The following is a 15712-nucleotide window of genomic DNA, read 5'->3' as shown; positions in this document are numbered from 1 at the left end:
CTGGACCGATGACGACTCACAGAACAGCGCCGTGTGGTGCTTCGCCTAGACGATGAATGGAGGTGGGCATGGGTGACATTGATGTCCTGAACCGCCTCCACCGCAAGACCCCGAAGATCAAGCGCGACTACAAGCACCTCGACATGTACTACGAGGGCCTGCAGAAGATCGACGTGATCGGTCTCGCCGTGCCGCCCGAACTGAGGATGTTCGAGGTCGCGATCAACGTGCCACGCATGGCTGTGGATGAGCCGGAGCGCCGCCAGCAGTTGCGCGCCTTCCAGCGGTCGGGTTCCGACAAGATCGACCGCGGCTTGCAGGAGGCGTGGGAGTACAACAACTTGCCCTCCCAGTCATCGCTGCTGCACAAGGACTGCCGAACTTTCGGGCGCGGCTTCGCGGTCGTGTCCACAAACCCTGAAGAACCCGATCAGCCGCTCATCACCGTGGAGTCGCCTGAGGCGTTCTCGGTCGAGATCGATCCCCGTCGGCGCATGACTGCCGCGCTGCGCACCTACACCGGCGACGATGACCGGCAGCGCGCCACCCTGTACCTGCCCAACAAGAGCCGCTATCTGATCCGCGACGGCCACGACTGGGCCGACGAGTTCGACCCTGACGAGCACGGGCTTGGCCGAGTGCCGGTCGTGATGTTCCTGAACCGGCCCCGCACGGGCCGCTGGACTGGCGTGTCAGAGATGGCGGACGTGATCCCGATGACGGACGCGATCGCCCGCATCATCACGAACACGCAGATCGGCGCTGAGGCGTTGGCGTGGCCCCACCGGTGGGCCGCTGGCGTCAAGAAGGAAGACTTCATCAACCCCAAGACGGGTAAACCCATGGCGACGTGGGAGGCATACATGACCATCCTCAAGGTCACGTCGAACAAGGACGCCAAGTTCGGGTCGTGGGACGCGGCGCAACTGTCGAACTTTACCGACGCCGTGAACGCGATGCTGCGCTGGTGTGGCGGGATGTTGGGGCTCCCGACCCGCTACCTCGGTCAAGACACCGTCAATCCTGCGTCGGAGGGCGCGATCCGCGCCGATGAGGCCCGTCTAATCCGCAACGTCGAGCGCATGAACGTGTACGACGGTGACTCGTGGGCGTGGGTGATGGGCCTGCGGGAACGCCTCCGCACCGGCGAATGGCTCCCCGGCAACGAGATCAGGGCGCTGTGGCACGATCCCGCGACCCCCACCTACTCACAGCGAGCCGACGCCCTCACGAAGATGGCTGGCGGCGTGCCGATCCTCTCTCGCGAGGGCGTGTGGGACGAACTGGGATGGGACGAGGGGCGCAAGCAACGGGAGCGGGCCTACTTCCGCGAGCAGGATGCCGACCCGCTGGTGCAGGCGCTGATGGCGGCTCCGGGCGATGTCACCACAGTCGCCTGAGAAGGCGATGCTGGCCCGTTCGCGGGCCGCTGCCACGATGGTGGGCCGCGAGTGGCGCACGATCCGCGCGAGCGGCGACTGGGCTGCTCAATGGCAGTTGAAGCTGACGCCTCTGTCTCGATTGGTGGTGGCCGCGCAGATCGGTGCCGCTGCTGCTGGCGCTGCCAGCGTGGACGACGACCTGTACCGCTCCGGATACCCAGAGAAGGCGTTGGCGGAGGTCGACCCGGCTGGTTTCGGCGGATGGGCGGAGCACCCAACGTCAGGGGCAGTTCTCACAATCCCCGCCCTCCTGTATCCGGCTGTCATCACAGCCAGGGCGACGCCGGGCACTGCCACTCAGAAGCTGGCCGCTGGCGGCAGGGTGGCGCAGACGATGGCCCACTGGGCTGTGTCGGAAGCCGGCCGTAACGCCGCCATGGTCGGGGCGACTGGGAGGGCTCGCACGTCGCTGATGTTCGTGGACCCCGCCCCGATGTGCCAGCGGTGCGCGGTGCTCGTCGGGAAGCTGTTCAAGCCTGGCACGAGGTCGTTCACGCGGCACCCCGGCTGCGATGGACGCCTGGTGGCTGTCAGTGACCGGGATAAACCCTCAGTGCCTCCGCTGGACGTGTCCGACATCAAGGACCTCACCCGAGACCAGCTTCGGGCGATCGAGGACGGCGCTGACATCAACCAAGTCATCAACGCCAAGCCGGCTGTCCGCATCACCAAGGACGGCGAAAAGAAGTCGGTGCTGCGAGCCAACGGCGCCCGCACCATGTACGGCGCTCGCAGGATGGAGCGCTGGACCCCGAAAGCGATCTACGCCAAGGCGGGCGACGACCAGGACATGGCGATCCAGCTACTGCGGAAACACAAGTACATGCGCTGAGCGAGTCAGCGCACCCAACCCCAGAGAGGTGGCACGATGCCGCACCACACGCCCGACGATCTGCGACAGATCATCGACACTCACCGCGCCCTGTTCGGCGGCTTCACGATGCTGGCCGACAACAACAGCGCCCCAGAGGCCCCCAAGGAACCCTCCGACGGCAGCAAGGCCCCCGAGGCGCCCAAGGATGACGACAAGGCCGACAAGGCCGACGAGAAGCTCGGCGACAGCGGCCTCCGCGCCCTCCAGAGGGAACGCGACGGACGCAAGGCGCTCGAGCAGCAGATGTCGGAACTGAAACGCGGCCTGGCAGCGATCGCCGGCGCGGAGACCCCCGACCCAACCAAGGTGACGGTCGAGGACGTTGCGGCGCAGATGCAGCACATGCAGCACGAGCTGGCCGTCGAACGGGCGGCCCGCTCCCACGGCATCACCGCCGAGGACGACATCAAACTTCTGGTCGCGACGACCAGCGAAGACCAGCTAAATGCCCTCGCGGCACGGCTGGCACCCGCCGACCATACCGGCAGCGACGGCGCGAAGCCCCGCGGCCCCAAGCCGGACCCGTCCATCGGGCGAGGTGGGGGCGATTCCAACAAGGGCGGCACCGTTCAAGCGGGCCGCGACGCCTACCGGCAACTACATCAGAAGAAGGAGTGACCATGCCTCGCATGAAGGTTGAGTCGTTCTCGGGCGGGAATCGTTCCTGGCTCGCCTCGGCTCACGCAATTGTCAACAACCACACCGGCACGCTCGACGTGTCGAAGTTCACCAAGGGCACCAGCCTGACCGATGGGCACTACCCCAAGGGGTTCTTCCCGTCCGGCCTGGAGCTCAACATCGCCAACCTCGGCGCGATCGAGCCGTGGACGGGTGCCTCGGGCGAGAAGCTCGGGTTTCTGTTCTCCGACGAGGCTACCGATGGGGTCTCTGATCTCGCGGTGCCCGTCGTGTGGCACGGCTCGATCAACGTCTCCAAGCTCCCCAAGGCGCACGTCGAGCCGCAAACCGGTTCCGACGCGTCGAAGTTCGACCTCGTGAAGGAGGGCTGATCCATGGCTGAACTGTGGACTGACCTGATCGACCCTGCCGAGCTCACCGGCTATGTCCGTGAGGGCTTGTCGGCCATCGAGCGCCGCAAGGGCTCGCTCGCCCAGTTCCTCCCGAACCGGGAGGTGGACGACATCTCCGCCCGCTTCCACAAGGGCCAGAACGGTCTCGTGGATGAGGCGAAGTGGCGCGCCTACGACGCTGAGCCCGAGATCGGCGACACCCCGCCCGAGGGTCGTGTCATCATCGAGTTGCCTGCTGTGTCTCGCAAGGAGCGCATCAGCGAGTACGCCCAGCTGCGGCACCGGAACGCCTCTGACGACTCGATCCGTAACGCAGGCTTCCGCGCTGCCGACCGGTGCGTGCTGGCTATCGCTGATGCGGTGGAGCGGATGCGTGGCATTGTGCTCGCCACAGGCAAGGCGACCATCACGCAGTCGAACTACAAGACCAGCGATGACTTCGGTCGAGACGCCGACCTGACCATCACCGCGAACAGCCTCTGGTCGACCGACACCACGGACGGACTGACCCAACTCGAGACGTGGATGGACCTGTACTCCACCCGCAACGGCACCGAACCCGGCGCGATCGTCATGCCGCGCCGCGTGTTCCGCGCCCTGTCCGGCCTTAAGGTCATGCAGGGCCAGACCGCTGCTGGGGCGTTCCGCCGCCCGATGGAGCAGGATGTTCGCGGCATCGTGTCCTCAGCCGGCCTGCCCGACATCATCATCTACGACCGGCGCACGAAGAGCGGGCGCGTCATCCCTGACGACACGCTGCTTTTCCTGCCGGAGCCGACCGCCATCGATGACTACAACGGGACCGAGCTCGGCGCCACGTTCTGGGGTCAGACCCTGACCGCGACCGATCCGAAGTTCTCGCTCGTCGATGCGGAGATGCCGGGTCTCGTCGCAGGGCTGTGGCGGCATCAGACGGTGCCGATGATCGCCGAGGTGGTCGGTGACGCGATCGCGCTGCCGGTCCTCGCGAACGCGAACCTGTCGATGGCCGTGAAGGTGCTGTGATGAGCACTCTCATCGCTACCACTGTGGTGCGCCACCCTGACTCTGGTCAGCCGGTGGCGCTCCGCAGTGGCGACGCGGTACCTGACTGGGCTGAGGGGATGATCGGCGACCATCTGCTGGCCGCCGACGACCCGGCCCCGTCGAAGCCGAAGCCTGCCACGCGGGGCCGGTCGAAGTGACCACCGTCGAGGACGTCCGCATCGCCGCCCGCAGGGCGAGCCTCGGTGGCGATGAGACAGTCCTCGTTCAGCGGTGGATCGCGGTGGTTGAACGCATGATCGCTGACCGCCTCGGCCCCCTCGAGGCGCTCGACAGTGACGCCCTCGCCCTGGTGGTGTCCGAGGTGGTCGCCGACCGCCTCACCTCGCCGGGGCGAGGCGTCACAGCAACTCAGGTCGCTGTCGATGACTCGTCCACGTCGGTGCGGTACGACACCGCCGACACGGGCTGGTTCCGCATCACCGCCGCGCACTGGGACCTGCTGGCCCCAGATCGCGGACGGGAGTCCGAGGCGTTCAGCATCAACCCCGCCTATCAGGCAGGCCGTCATGCTGCTTGGTGAGGTCACCCGCGACGCCCTCGACACCCTCCGCGCTCACGCCCAGTCGGAGATGGACTGCGACGTCACCATCTACACCCATCGCCGCTACGAGTTCGTGGACGGCTCCGAGGTGGAGATGTTCGGCCCCGAGGTCTACGCCGGCGTCGGTGCTGTCGATCCCGGCTCCATGGCCGGGCAGGTGACATCAACGGGTCAGCAGCCCGTCACGTCCCGCGCCTACCGCTGCTCGGTGCCGTGGTGGGTAGATGCGCTCAGGGAGGGTCACGTCATGGTCGTCAACCACTGCCCCCGCGACCCGTCTCTCGACGGCGCCCGGTTCACGGTGGAGACAGTCCGCCAGAACGGTCTCGGCGTCGTCAAGCGCCGCTTCACCGCATCGGTGATCGAGACGCCATGACCGAGAATGCGGAGTTGACGAAGCTCGCCGTCGACCTCGGGAAGGCGTCGTCGAAGGTCACCCAAGAGGTCATCAAGGCGACCGCCGCCGCAGGCAGGGAGGTGGCATCGGAGGCGAAGAGCCGCGCTCCGCGCCGATCCGGTGCGCTCGCCAACTCGATCGTCAGCCACGCCAAGGGTCTCGTCGCTGTCGTGGCCGCCGATGCGCGCCACGGCGTGTTCCAGGAGTTCGGTACCTCCCGGCACGGTCCGCAGCCGTTCCTCGGGCCCGCGCTGGCAGCCAAGAAGGACGCCTACGTGAAGCGGATTGAGCAGATCGCGGGGGACATCCTGTGAACCTGCACGACGACCTCGCGGCACGCATCCCGGCCCTCACCGTCTATGACGGGGAACCGCCAGCGACCCCACCGGGCCGGTACGTATGTCTGTACTACGACACCGGTCTGGAGTCGGAGCGCCGCATCTGTGCCCCGTCGGCGCACATCAGGGTCGACGTGAGCGCCGTGTGTGTGGCCCGCACCCGCCCCGGCGTCCGGGACGCGGTGACGATCGTCCGCACCGCCCTCAACAGGTGCCAGCCGTTCGGTGCCGACTCGGCGATGGTCGAGGAATCATCCGGGCCACTGGTGACCGAGGGCCCTGCTGGCGACGTCCGCATGTCTGCGACTCTCGTTTTCACCGTCCGCATCAGAAGGAACCAGCTATGACCACCACCCGAGCCGCCGACCAGTCCGAACCGGTCGAGATCGAGACGACCGAGGCCGAGGAGGCCGAGGCGACCGACGCCGACATGGCCGCTGTCACCCGAATCGGGGTGAGCGTCGTGCGTGTCCGCGACACCGCGACCGGACACCACATCACCATCTCCGCCAACCTCGCGGACTCTGACAAGGCCCGCTACAAGCCACTCAAGTCGCCAGCCGTCGACGCCAACGGCAACCCAGCACACCCCAAGTTCAAGACCAACATCTAAGGAGCCCCCATGTCTCTCACTGTTTTCAATCCCGACGGCGTGGAGGTTCTCGAGAACTCCGCCGTTATCGTCGCCCCCGCTGTCGCGGACCTCGACAAGCCGACCGTCGCCGAGTACAACGCGGGCACCGCCATCGAGTGCTCCATCAAGTCGTTCGGCATCTCCACCGACGTCTCCTACGCCAGCTCGCAGTACCTGTGCGACAAGGTCGCGAAGAAGCGCGTCGGCAATCGCGAGCGCAACCTCGAGCCGCTCACCATCAAGATCGGCGACCCCCAGGCGGAGACCATTTCGGAGAAGTTCGTGGAGGACTCGGTGGTATACCTGATCCACCGGCCCGGACTGAAGCACACGACCCCGGCTGCAGCATCGCAGAAGGCTCAGGTCATCAAGGCTCGCGTCGCCGCCGTCGATCTCGTGCCTATCGGGGTCGAGGAGGGTGCCGTGTACGAGGTCCGCGTCGCGCTCGCCGTCGATGGACGCAACGCCGGGCTGTTCGCCACCATCGCGTCCTAACCCCCCAATCGCAGCCAGCCCCTACCGCATGGCCTCGCGCGTAGGGGGTGGCTGCATCTCAGAGAGGCCACCATGTCTGAATCGAAGTACGCCCAGCTGCTGGACGCCCGAGTGAAGTCGAGCATCCGGCGCACCACCACCGCCCCTGTCTGCCTGGACCCCGCTCTGTGGGAGGCCTGGGAGGCCGCCAAGAACGCTTTGGACGCCTGCCCCTCCGGTGACGACGCACCCAAGACGGGATCGCTCGGAGCCAAGCCGTCGGGGCGTCAGGCGGCCGAGAAGGCTGTGCAAGCGGCCCGCGCCGCTCTGCGTGAGGCGTCGATCCTCATCCACTACCGGGCGCTGCTCCCCGCCGAGTCGAGGGAGTTCTACGCCACCATCGACACCGAGGGCCCCGCGACCGACGTGTACGGGAACCTCATGCGCCGCTGCTTCACCCACGCCACCACCCTCGACGGTGAGACGATCGCCGACATTGACGAGGCCCGGTTCTCGCATCTCGTGGACAACATGGAGCTTCCCGAACTGGAGGCCCACAACGCGAAACTGAACGCGATCCTCGGTGAGCTGCCGGATTTTCCTATGTAGCTGAGGTTGTCGCCTCCGACGCCGAGTTGCGGACTGATCTGGCGATCGCCCGCAGCTTGGGCGTCAGCCTGCGCCGATTCAACGGGTGGGAGCCGACCACGGTCACCACCACCCGCCCCGACGGCACAACCATCACCACCCGTGACCCCGAGTTCGACGCGTGGGAGCGGTCGCTGTGGATCGCATTCGACGCGTGGGAGAAGCAGTGCTGCCCCGGCTGCGGCACCCCCTACGAGCGTGGCCTGTGGGACAACGACGCCGAGCCGGACAAGCGGCCACGGTGGCGCGTCGGCATGTATCGCTGCCGCCCCTGCGAGGTGCTGGAGCAGGTGCAGAGCAAGCACGTCAAGGCCCTCGAGGCTGCCAACCATGACCAGCCCGTCCCCACCCACCACCTCAAGTGGTTCGCGTTCGAGCACCCCGAAGGGAGGCCCTGATGGCTGACCGCAATGTCAAGGTCATTCTCGCTGCCTCTGTGGAAGGATTCACGGCGGCGCTGGGTCGCGCGAAGGCGTCGGTGGAGACTCTGGGCGCGGCGACCGCGAAGGCCTCTCAGACGGAGGGGTGGCGCCGCGCTGGCACTGCGATGATCGGCCTCGGCGCCGCCGCCATGGCCGGGGTCGCGATGGCCGTCCGCGCCTCGGCATCGTTCGAGCAGTCGATGGCGGAGGTTGCCGCCACTGGCGAGGAGGCCCGTGGACAGATCGCCGGCCTGCGCAAGGCCGCGCTCGACGCTGGGCGCGACACTGCTTTCTCGGCCACCGAAGCCGCCGACGGCATCACGGCGCTGGCGAAGGCTGGCGTGTCCACCGCTGACATCCTGTCGGGCGGTTTGCGGGGCGCACTCAACCTCGCTGCCTCCGGCCAGCTGAGCGTCGCCGACGCCGCTGAAACAACATCCGCCGCCCTCGTCCAGTTCAAGCTGAAGGGCAAGGACGCTGGGCATGTCGCGGACCTGCTCGCCGCAGGAGCTGGTAAGGCCATGGGCTCGGTCGGGGACATGGGGCAGGCGCTCAAGCAGTCCGGCGTCGTCGCCTCCCAATTCGGCGTCTCCATCGAGGAGACCGTCGGCACTCTCGCCGCGTTCGCCTCCACGGGCATGATCGGCGCCGAGGCGGGCACCGGGTTCAAGTCGATGCTGCTGGCCCTGGCGAAGCCGTCCAGAGAGGCGCAGCGCGCCATGGACGAGCTCGGCATCTCCGCCTACGACGCCGAGGGCCAATTCGTGGGCATCACCAACCTCGCCGGCCAGCTCAAGGACAAGCTGGGCGACCTGACCGTGGAGCAGCGGCAGGCGGCCCTGTCCACGATCTTCGGCTCGTTCGCGATCCGCAACGCGTCGGTGCTGTACGAGCAGGGCGCTGAGGGTATCCAGCAGTGGGTCGACAACGTCAACGACTCCGGCTACGCGGCCCGTGTCGCCGCAGGCCTGCTGGACAACCTGAACGGCGATTTGCAGGTGCTCGGCGGCTCGTGGGAGACACTGCTGATCAAGATGGGCACAGACGCCCAAGCCCCATTGCGGAGCGTCGTGCAGTGGCTGACCGAACTGATCAACGCGGTTGCTGAGCATCCAACCATGGCCGCCTCGGTCCTCAAGCTGCTGGCCGCGTTCGGCGGGTTCGCGCTCGCCGCTGGTCTGATCATGAAGGCCACGACGGCGGCTGTCGAGTTCCGTACCGCGCTCTTGGCGTTGCAGGCAGCCCAGCCCAAGTTCATCGGCGCCTTGGGAGCCATGGGGAGGGCCGCTGGCGCTGTGGGCCTGGCCTTCGTGGCGCTCGAAGTCGCCTCCATGGTGTTTGAAAAGGTCAGGGTTGGCCAACCGACGCTTGAGCAAACCCTTCGTTGATGGATCAGCTGGCCCTGTCCACTGAATCCGCCGCCGCCGCAATGTCTCGCCAAGACTTCGCGGCTCAGACGAGCATGGGTTGGCAGAAGATCGAACTGAGCGTCGAAGGGGCGTTCGAGCAGCTGAGGAAGTGGGATGACCTGCGGAACAGCTCTGACCCGATGGCCAACCTTTTTGCAGGCGCATCGGCCAATCTGGGCGCACTCAAGGAACTGGAAGAGGGCTTCCGGCGAGCAGATCAGGCGCTCGGCCAGATGGTTGGCACCGGCCACGCCGACAAGGCCGCCGCCGCGTTCGCCCGCATGGCCGAGGCGGCCAAGAAGCAGGGTGTCGATAACGATTCTCTCATCCGCCAGTTCCCGACCTATGCGGAGGGGCTGCGGGCGCAGGCGTCGGCGCTGGCTGAGGCGACGGGATACACCGACCTGCTCAACCTGTCCAACGAGGACCTCGTGCGCTGGATGGGTGGCGACATCCCCATCGCCGTCCGGTCCGCCCAGATCGCCGCCAAGGACGCAGGCTCGACATCCGAGGCGCTGACGAAACAGCAGAAGGAACTCTCTGCCGCCACCGACGCCGCGACCCGAAGCTATGACGAGTATGTCAACAGCCTGTTCGCCGCCAACAACGCTGCCGTCGCCATGCTCGACGCACAGCTCGGCTTCAACCAGTCCGTGCTGGACGGCAGCAAGGCCGCCAAGGAGTGGGCCGAAAAGGTCGCTGGCGGGCACGCCCAGGCCAAGAGCGCGTTCGACCGGACGACCGAAGCTGGCATTGCGAACAACCGCGTCATGCTGGACATGGTCAGCAATGCGCAGCGCGACATCGAGGAACGCACCAAACAGGGTGAGTCGATCGAGTCGATCATCGCTATCCACGGCCAGTACCGCGACCAGATGATCAAGGTCGCCACCCAATACCTCGGGAGCAAGGCCGCGGCAGTCGCCTACATTGACCAGCTGTTCAAGACACCGAAGAACATCAGCACCGCGGTCCAGTTGGAGAAGTCGGCCGCCGATGCGCGCCTGAATCAGTGGAAAACCAAGCTTGACGGCGTGCCCGACACTGTGCGCACCAGCATTCTCGCCGCCGTGGAGCGGGGCGACCTCGCGACCGCGAACCGGCTCCTGGCGGACGCAGCCCGGACCCGCACTGCCACGATCAAAGTCCATGTCTCCAAGGACGGCCGGGAGATGGTCGGCGGCGGAAACAGGGCAACTATCAACGCCTCTGGCGGGCTGTACACCGACCGGGCGAACGGGCACCTGCCGCAGATCGCGCGAGCGGGCGACTGGCGCATCTGGGCCGAGCCGGAGACGGGCGGCGAGGCGTACATTCCGCTCGCCAACGACTGGCGCCGCCCTCGAGCGCAGTCGATCCTCCGGGAGACGGCCAGCCTGATTGGGATGCGCACCTACGCCGGTGGCGGCATCTCGCACACCACCCCAGTTCTCGACACATCCGGCGTCGCGGACGCGGTTGCTGCCGGTCTGGCTGGTGCCCGGATCGTCATGGTGGACCCGACCTCGGGTGTGGAGCGGCTGGTGGATGCGCGGATCGAGATGGCTGGCCGTCGGTCGGCATCGACGGTGAGGAGACGCTGATGATACTGGCTCCGCTGGTGATGCAGTCCCCGCCGTGGGTGGACATGCTGGTGACTCAGGTGCCTGCCGGTGCGGTGTCGGTGCGAGCGTGGCGCGTGTGGCGCGCGGCAGAGGTGCTGGTGCGTGGCCGTCACGTGCTGCTCGGGTCGTCGGCTCGGGTGGTGGACTATGACTTGCCTGTCGGCTCTCCAGTGTCGTATCGGGTGGAGGCCCTGTCCGGGTCGGGTCAGGTGGTGGAGTCGGCGTCGGTGCAGGTGTCGGCCCCGTCGCCCGGGCACTCGATGGCGTGGCTGTCTGACCCGATGTCCCCGATGGGGTCTGTGGTGGTTGGTGTGCTGCGGGGCGGGTCGCGTGGCCGGTGGTCGTCGGCGATGGAGATGGTGCGTCCGATGGGTGGTTTGCCGATCACGCAGGGCGGTGAGCGTCAGGTGCGGGTCCGGTCGTGGCGTCTGGTCGCTGAGGATGAGGCGACGGTGCAGGCGGTGGACGCGATCATGCTGGCCGGGCCGACGGTGGTGTTGCGGGGCGACCCTGAGTGTCTGGATCATCCGACGGGGCTGCTGTACGTGTCGGCGGCTGATGTGGAGTCGGAGCGGACTGTGCCGCACCTGCCTCGGGTGACGTGGCAGATGGACGGGTATGAGTCGCGGGGGCCGGCGATCCTGCCGGTGGTGCCGTCCCGTACCTATGCCGACGATATGGCTGAGCATCCGACGTATCAGGACTCGACTGCTGCGGCGGCAACGTATCTGGACCGTCTCCGTCTGCTGGAGGCGTAGCTATGTGGCCGGTCGATGAGAGGTGGGGTGCGGCTCGTCTGGGGGATGTGGAGCTGTCGTGTCAGGTGTGGCCGACGCTGCGGGGTCAGGTGCTGACTGCTGAGCCGCTGGAGGTGGTGGACGGGTCGCTGTCGGTGGAGGTGCGGGGCGGGCAGGTGCAGTCGTCGCTGGAACTGTCTGTGGCTGACCCGGACGGGTCGCTGTTCACGGGCGCACCGGATGCGCCGCTGGCGGTGCATGGGCATCGACTGGTGGTGCGTGCCGGGTACGCCGGCGTCGGTGATGCGCCGCTGGGCGAGTTCCGCGTGGAGCGCATCGTGCCGGACGGGTCGCCGTGGCGGCTACACCGCTCGGGCCGGTGGGTGCGTGGTGCTCAGATGCTGCGCGTCTCCGCTGGTGACCTGCTGGGGATCGTCGCCGATGACCGGTTCACGACCCCGACGCGGCCGCGTGGGGGAACGGTGCGCGCTGAGGTGCAGCGGCTCGTCGCCGACATCCTGCCGGTCGGTGACTGGTCAGCGTCGCAGACGGTGCCGTCGTCGGTGGAGTACTCGGAGTCCCGCATGGATGCGCTGCTGTCGGTGATGCGTCTGGCGGGTGTGGTGGCGTGGGTGGATCGTGCCGGGGCGCTCCAGGGTGTCCCGGATGTGGGGTCTGGTCAGGTGTGGGAGGCGTCTGCTGCTGATGTGGTGGAGTGGGTGCCGGTGATGGACCGGGACGGGCTCCGCAACGGGTGGGTGGTGACATCGGAGTCGGAGTCTGGGCAGCCGCTACGTGGGGCCGAGTTCGAGGCATCGGGTCCGCTGGCATGGGATGCCTCCGGGTTCGGACGCGTCCCCGAGTTCCTGCACTCCCCGCTAATGCGGACGAACGCTCAGTGCGCGTCGGCGGCGAGGACGATGGGTGAGCGGGCGAGGGCGGCGCGTCGTCAGGTGCTGACCGTGACGTGCGCCCCAGACCCGGCCCTTGATGTGCTGGACACGCTGCGGCTACGGCTGCCGACCCGCACGGTGGATGCCCTGGTGACGGGTATCAGGCTGCCGCTGACTGGGGGATCGATGACGGTCACGGCGAGCGCTGGGTGGGGGGTGCTGGTCGATGTCTGATCCTCTGGGTGATGCTGTCGCGTCTGCTCTGACCCCGGCTCGTCCGCCTGCCGTCGCGGGGGAGGTGAGGGCAACTTCCCCGGTGCTGCTGGTGTCGGTGCTGGGGTCCGAGGTGACGCCGCTGGTGTGGCTGCCGACACCGCTGGCGGTTGGTGACCGGGTGCTGCTGCTGCGCTCCGAGGGGGTGTGGCATGTGGTGGGTCTGCGTACCGCCCGGCCGAGTGAGGGCACTGTGTCATCCACTGGGTCTGGTGTGGTGACCGTCTCGACTGGGGTGGGGCCTGTGACGGTCCCGCACGTCGGTGGTGTGCCGGTGGTGGGTGATCGGGTGGCGCTGCTGTGGGGGTCTGCTGGTGGTGTGGTGGTGGGCCGTATCGGCACACCGTCCGCTCCGCCGCCGCCATCCACGCCGCCGTCTGACCCGACCCCGCCACAGACTGATCCGGCGCCCGCACCGGCCACTGTGGCTGCTGGGGCGGTGCAGGCTGCGACGGCTAGGTCTGGGAGGTGGCGCAGCGACGGCACCGCCGGGCACCGCGCCTATCAGGGGCACTCCACCTCGGGGCAGGTGGCCGACAACACCGGCTACTTTTTTTACGGCTCGACCCTGGCACGGGGCGGGACTGGCTCGTCTGGTGTGGTGCGTCTGTATCGGGCGACCGGTGCGGGCATGTCGGCGGCGCGGACCGTGTGGCTGGCGCTGCACGGTGCTGCGACGCGACCATCGTCACCTCCCGCGCTGACAACTCAGCCTCGCGCCGCCGGGACAGTGGCACAGGGCGGCACCGTCGACATCGCGCTGACCAGCGCTGAGGTGTCGGCGCTGCTGTCCGGCGCTGCTCGCGGGATCGCTGTCTCGTACCAGGGCACCACGGACTACATGGCACTACTGGGCCCATCTGACCGTCCCGACGCTGGACGGGTCACTCTCATCACCACGATCTAAGGAGGCACGGGATGCCGACCACACCGATCTATGGACTCCGGACGCCGGAGTTGGCGGACGCAAACAACGTCCCGGCAGATATGGCCCTGCTGGCTCAGGGCACCGAAAATGCGCTGTCGTCGCTGTCTCCGTCGTGGTCGTCATACGCCGTGGCGTGGTCGCAGAGCGACGGCACCAACCTCTCGATCGGAAACGGCACGCTGGAGGGTCGCTGGATGCAGGTGGGGCGTCTGGTGCACGCCTCGGTGTCGATGGGGCGAGGCTCGACCACCAATCTCGGGTCGGCGGCGTGGGTGTGGTCGATGCCGGTCAACGCCAGGGCCTGGATGATGGTCACTGGCGTGGGGTGGCTGGCGCGTGGCGGGTCTGAGTATCCGCTGACGGTGAGGCCGGTGGGCCCTGGCCGTGTGGTTGCGCTGATCCCGTCCGGGCGGATCTCCAACAACAACCCTGGTGGGTGGGCGTCGGGCGACTCGCTGTTTTTCACGATGACCTACGAGGTGTGATGATGGCTGATCGGATCACGTGGCGCGGCTCCCTGCTGTCGCCCCGCACTCGGGACGCACTGATCGAGGCCGAGCGGCTGGCTGCCGCGATGCCCGAGTTCCGTGGCTGGCGGGACGGGTGGATCATCCGCCCCGGTCAGGGGTCGTGGCAGCCACGCAGCCCCTACTCGGGCTCGACCCACACCGGAGACGGCGTGGTCGACCTGTCGATCCGCCACCACCTCACCCCACCGCAGCGCAAGGCGGTGCTGAGGGCGTGTCGGCAGGTCGGGTTCGCGGCATGGCATCGGATGCCGTCCCGCTCATGGGTGGAGCATCACCATCTGGTGCTCATGCCCCCCGACCAGACCACCAACACAGAGGGGCTGGCTGCGTCGGCGATGGTGCAGGTGTCGCACTACCGGCGTGGCCTCGACGGGCTCGTCGGCAAGGACCGCGACCCGGACCCGTGGCGACCGTCCCCGCTCCTGTCGTGGGAGCAGTACCAGCAGCGCACCGACACCCACACCACCCAAACATCCACCCAGGAGGATGACATGCCCTACACCCCAAACCAGCTCAAAGCCATCGTCACCGACGCGCTGGCCGCCTACGACTGGCAGCCGCTCCAGAAAGGCTCATCGAACGCGCTCGTCGCCAGCTCCCGCAACAACAACCAGATTTGGGCCAGCATCAACAGCCAGGAGACGCTGCGGCTGGTGCGGGAGCTCGCCAAGCGTCAGGGCGTGGTCGTCGATGAGCAGGCGATCGCCCGCTCGGTGCTCGCCGGACTCACCCCGCTCGTGCGCACGGCCGTCGAGGCCGCAGTGAAGACCGGTGGAACCCCGCAGGCTGTCGCCGACGCGGTCGTGTCCCGGCTCGGCGACGCACTCAAGGACTGACGCGTGTCTCGCCGGACAGCGATGCTCGGGCTCGGCGTCCTATGGGTGCTGGTCGGGGTGTCGCTGCTCTACGCGGCCGTCCCTGCCCGCGCCGAGCTGATCGACCTGCCCGACTGGCTACGAGCCGCCCTATGGGTCGCTGCCGGCGTGGTCGCGATCGCCACATCAAGCCATGTTCGGGCGTCGGTGTGGGGTCTGGCTGCGATGGCGCTGGTAGCCTCCGAACGGGTCGGCGCATGGATCGTCGCATGGATCGCCCACGACGGCAACGACCCGGCGACGAAACTCGAGTTGTATCTGATCGCGCTGTGGGCGGTGTGGATCACGGCCCGCATCCCCGCCGATCGGGAGGCATGATGGTGGGTACTGTCCTATCTGTGCTGGCGATCATGGTGTCGCCGGTGGTGGCGTGGCTTGTGGCGCGTGCCGGTCAGCGCTCGACGCAGCGGTCGGCGGAGATCACCTCAGCCACCGACCTGGTGCCTGACCTCATCTCACGCGTGGAGCGACTCGAGCAGCAGGTGCATGCGCTGCAATCCGAGCTGTCCGAGCGGCTGGGACAGCTGTCCGCCGCCGCCTGGTTCATCGACCAGGTCGGGATGCTCCGCCGCCCTGACTGGGGCCGGATGCCCCGCGTCCCGCACCGCATCCGTG

General features: G+C 67.6%; 23 protein-coding genes. All 23 read left to right on the top strand.

What is annotated here, in order from left to right; translation table 11 throughout:
- The first annotated feature begins 68 nt into the window (after nucleotides 1–68).
- On the top strand, nucleotides 69–1400 hold the full coding sequence (locus ACTQ1S_RS08520) for a phage portal protein (protein WP_441042079.1): 1332 nt from the start codon (nucleotides 69–71) through the stop codon (nucleotides 1398–1400).
- A 7-nt stretch (nucleotides 1401–1407) separates the two neighbouring features.
- Nucleotides 1408–2274, top strand: coding sequence for a hypothetical protein (locus ACTQ1S_RS08515; protein ID WP_441042081.1), 867 nt, complete (start codon nucleotides 1408–1410; stop codon nucleotides 2272–2274).
- Between the two features lie 36 nt (nucleotides 2275–2310).
- Nucleotides 2311–2934, top strand: coding sequence for a hypothetical protein (locus tag ACTQ1S_RS08510; protein ID WP_441042083.1), 624 nt, complete (start codon nucleotides 2311–2313; stop codon nucleotides 2932–2934).
- Nucleotides 2935–2936: 2 nt separating this feature from the next.
- Nucleotides 2937–3326, top strand: a complete 390-nt coding sequence (locus ACTQ1S_RS08505) for a hypothetical protein (RefSeq protein WP_441069377.1) — start codon at nucleotides 2937–2939, stop codon at nucleotides 3324–3326.
- Nucleotides 3327–3329: 3 nt separating this feature from the next.
- Entirely contained in the window at nucleotides 3330–4352 is a 1023-nt protein-coding gene (locus ACTQ1S_RS08500) for a major capsid protein (protein WP_441042087.1), read from the top strand.
- A complete protein-coding gene (locus ACTQ1S_RS08495; RefSeq protein ID WP_441085589.1) occupies nucleotides 4352–4531 on the top strand; it encodes a hypothetical protein in 180 nt (59 codons plus the stop codon). Before ACTQ1S_RS08500 ends, ACTQ1S_RS08495 begins: the two co-directional genes overlap by 1 nt.
- A complete protein-coding gene (locus ACTQ1S_RS08490; protein WP_441042089.1) occupies nucleotides 4528–4914 on the top strand; it encodes a hypothetical protein in 387 nt (128 codons plus the stop codon). Before ACTQ1S_RS08495 ends, ACTQ1S_RS08490 begins: the two co-directional genes overlap by 4 nt.
- Nucleotides 4901–5311, top strand: a complete 411-nt coding sequence (locus ACTQ1S_RS08485) for a DUF6093 family protein (RefSeq protein WP_441042091.1) — start codon at nucleotides 4901–4903, stop codon at nucleotides 5309–5311. The genes ACTQ1S_RS08490 and ACTQ1S_RS08485 overlap by 14 nt, the downstream gene beginning before the upstream one ends.
- Entirely contained in the window at nucleotides 5308–5646 is a 339-nt protein-coding gene (locus tag ACTQ1S_RS08480) for an HK97-gp10 family putative phage morphogenesis protein (protein WP_441042093.1), read from the top strand. Before ACTQ1S_RS08485 ends, ACTQ1S_RS08480 begins: the two co-directional genes overlap by 4 nt.
- Complete coding sequence (locus ACTQ1S_RS08475; RefSeq protein ID WP_441085588.1) at nucleotides 5643–6017, top strand: hypothetical protein; 375 nt, start codon at nucleotides 5643–5645, stop codon at nucleotides 6015–6017. The genes ACTQ1S_RS08480 and ACTQ1S_RS08475 overlap by 4 nt, the downstream gene beginning before the upstream one ends.
- Complete coding sequence (locus tag ACTQ1S_RS08470) at nucleotides 6014–6283, top strand: hypothetical protein (protein ID WP_441042097.1); 270 nt, start codon at nucleotides 6014–6016, stop codon at nucleotides 6281–6283. Before ACTQ1S_RS08475 ends, ACTQ1S_RS08470 begins: the two co-directional genes overlap by 4 nt.
- A 9-nt stretch (nucleotides 6284–6292) precedes the next feature.
- A complete protein-coding gene (locus ACTQ1S_RS08465) occupies nucleotides 6293–6799 on the top strand; it encodes a phage tail tube protein (protein WP_441042099.1) in 507 nt (168 codons plus the stop codon).
- 72 nt (nucleotides 6800–6871) lie between these two features.
- Complete coding sequence (locus ACTQ1S_RS08460) at nucleotides 6872–7387, top strand: hypothetical protein (RefSeq protein ID WP_441042101.1); 516 nt, start codon at nucleotides 6872–6874, stop codon at nucleotides 7385–7387.
- Nucleotides 7388–7443: 56 nt separating this feature from the next.
- On the top strand, nucleotides 7444–7824 hold the full coding sequence (locus ACTQ1S_RS08455; protein WP_441069417.1) for a hypothetical protein: 381 nt from the start codon (nucleotides 7444–7446) through the stop codon (nucleotides 7822–7824).
- Nucleotides 7824–9236 (top strand): phage tail tape measure protein, encoded by a 1413-nt coding sequence (locus tag ACTQ1S_RS08450; RefSeq protein ID WP_441547499.1) that lies wholly within the window; start codon nucleotides 7824–7826, stop codon nucleotides 9234–9236. The genes ACTQ1S_RS08455 and ACTQ1S_RS08450 overlap by 1 nt, the downstream gene beginning before the upstream one ends.
- Nucleotides 9236–10840, top strand: a complete 1605-nt coding sequence (locus tag ACTQ1S_RS08445; protein WP_441547498.1) for a hypothetical protein — start codon at nucleotides 9236–9238, stop codon at nucleotides 10838–10840. Before ACTQ1S_RS08450 ends, ACTQ1S_RS08445 begins: the two co-directional genes overlap by 1 nt.
- Nucleotides 10840–11619: a hypothetical protein gene (locus ACTQ1S_RS08440; protein WP_441042106.1), complete on the top strand. Its 780-nt coding sequence runs from the start codon at nucleotides 10840–10842 to the stop codon at nucleotides 11617–11619. Before ACTQ1S_RS08445 ends, ACTQ1S_RS08440 begins: the two co-directional genes overlap by 1 nt.
- 2 nt (nucleotides 11620–11621) lie before the next feature.
- Nucleotides 11622–12725: a hypothetical protein gene (locus tag ACTQ1S_RS08435; RefSeq protein ID WP_441042108.1), complete on the top strand. Its 1104-nt coding sequence runs from the start codon at nucleotides 11622–11624 to the stop codon at nucleotides 12723–12725.
- A gap of 82 nt (nucleotides 12726–12807) precedes the next feature.
- Nucleotides 12808–13671 (top strand): hypothetical protein, encoded by an 864-nt coding sequence (locus ACTQ1S_RS08430; RefSeq protein WP_441042110.1) that lies wholly within the window; start codon nucleotides 12808–12810, stop codon nucleotides 13669–13671.
- Between the two features lie 11 nt (nucleotides 13672–13682).
- Nucleotides 13683–14177, top strand: coding sequence for a hypothetical protein (locus ACTQ1S_RS08425; RefSeq protein WP_441042112.1), 495 nt, complete (start codon nucleotides 13683–13685; stop codon nucleotides 14175–14177).
- Between the two features lie 2 nt (nucleotides 14178–14179).
- Nucleotides 14180–15058, top strand: a complete 879-nt coding sequence (locus ACTQ1S_RS08420; protein ID WP_441186305.1) for a hypothetical protein — start codon at nucleotides 14180–14182, stop codon at nucleotides 15056–15058.
- Between the two features lie 3 nt (nucleotides 15059–15061).
- A complete protein-coding gene (locus tag ACTQ1S_RS08415; protein WP_441069426.1) occupies nucleotides 15062–15415 on the top strand; it encodes a hypothetical protein in 354 nt (117 codons plus the stop codon).
- Nucleotides 15416–15435: 20 nt separating this feature from the next.
- Nucleotides 15436–15712: hypothetical protein (locus tag ACTQ1S_RS08410; protein WP_441547497.1), on the top strand; the 277-nt coding region annotated here is incomplete at its 3' end.

It is taken from the genome of Collinsella sp. LCP21S3_D3, from assembly GCF_052118305.1.
Classification (GTDB): Bacteria; Actinomycetota; Coriobacteriia; order Coriobacteriales; family Coriobacteriaceae; genus Collinsella.
Note: the sequence above shows the minus strand (reverse complement) of the source record. Positions and strands in the feature narration are given on the sequence as shown.

Excerpts from the sequence above, each read along its gene's own strand:
- ACTQ1S_RS08495 (WP_441085589.1), top strand. The coding sequence starts at position 4,352 with ATGAGCACTCTCATCGCTACCACTGTGGTGCGCCACCCTGACTCTGGT.
- ACTQ1S_RS08450 (WP_441547499.1), top strand. The coding sequence starts at position 7,824 with ATGGCTGACCGCAATGTCAAGGTCATTCTCGCTGCCTCTGTGGAAGGA.
- ACTQ1S_RS08435 (WP_441042108.1), top strand. The coding sequence starts at position 11,622 with ATGTGGCCGGTCGATGAGAGGTGGGGTGCGGCTCGTCTGGGGGATGTG.
- ACTQ1S_RS08515 (WP_441042081.1), top strand. The coding sequence starts at position 1,408 with ATGCTGGCCCGTTCGCGGGCCGCTGCCACGATGGTGGGCCGCGAGTGG.
- ACTQ1S_RS08440 (WP_441042106.1), top strand. The coding sequence starts at position 10,840 with ATGATACTGGCTCCGCTGGTGATGCAGTCCCCGCCGTGGGTGGACATG.
- ACTQ1S_RS08465 (WP_441042099.1), top strand. The coding sequence starts at position 6,293 with ATGTCTCTCACTGTTTTCAATCCCGACGGCGTGGAGGTTCTCGAGAAC.
- ACTQ1S_RS08510 (WP_441042083.1), top strand. The coding sequence starts at position 2,311 with ATGCCGCACCACACGCCCGACGATCTGCGACAGATCATCGACACTCAC.
- ACTQ1S_RS08505 (WP_441069377.1), top strand. The coding sequence starts at position 2,937 with ATGCCTCGCATGAAGGTTGAGTCGTTCTCGGGCGGGAATCGTTCCTGG.
- ACTQ1S_RS08520 (WP_441042079.1), top strand. The coding sequence starts at position 69 with ATGGGTGACATTGATGTCCTGAACCGCCTCCACCGCAAGACCCCGAAG.
- ACTQ1S_RS08480 (WP_441042093.1), top strand. The coding sequence starts at position 5,308 with ATGACCGAGAATGCGGAGTTGACGAAGCTCGCCGTCGACCTCGGGAAG.
- ACTQ1S_RS08485 (WP_441042091.1), top strand. The coding sequence starts at position 4,901 with ATGCTGCTTGGTGAGGTCACCCGCGACGCCCTCGACACCCTCCGCGCT.
- ACTQ1S_RS08425 (WP_441042112.1), top strand. The coding sequence starts at position 13,683 with ATGCCGACCACACCGATCTATGGACTCCGGACGCCGGAGTTGGCGGAC.
- ACTQ1S_RS08470 (WP_441042097.1), top strand. The coding sequence starts at position 6,014 with ATGACCACCACCCGAGCCGCCGACCAGTCCGAACCGGTCGAGATCGAG.
- ACTQ1S_RS08460 (WP_441042101.1), top strand. The coding sequence starts at position 6,872 with ATGTCTGAATCGAAGTACGCCCAGCTGCTGGACGCCCGAGTGAAGTCG.
- ACTQ1S_RS08500 (WP_441042087.1), top strand. The coding sequence starts at position 3,330 with ATGGCTGAACTGTGGACTGACCTGATCGACCCTGCCGAGCTCACCGGC.
- ACTQ1S_RS08445 (WP_441547498.1), top strand. The coding sequence starts at position 9,236 with ATGGATCAGCTGGCCCTGTCCACTGAATCCGCCGCCGCCGCAATGTCT.
- ACTQ1S_RS08420 (WP_441186305.1), top strand. The coding sequence starts at position 14,180 with ATGGCTGATCGGATCACGTGGCGCGGCTCCCTGCTGTCGCCCCGCACT.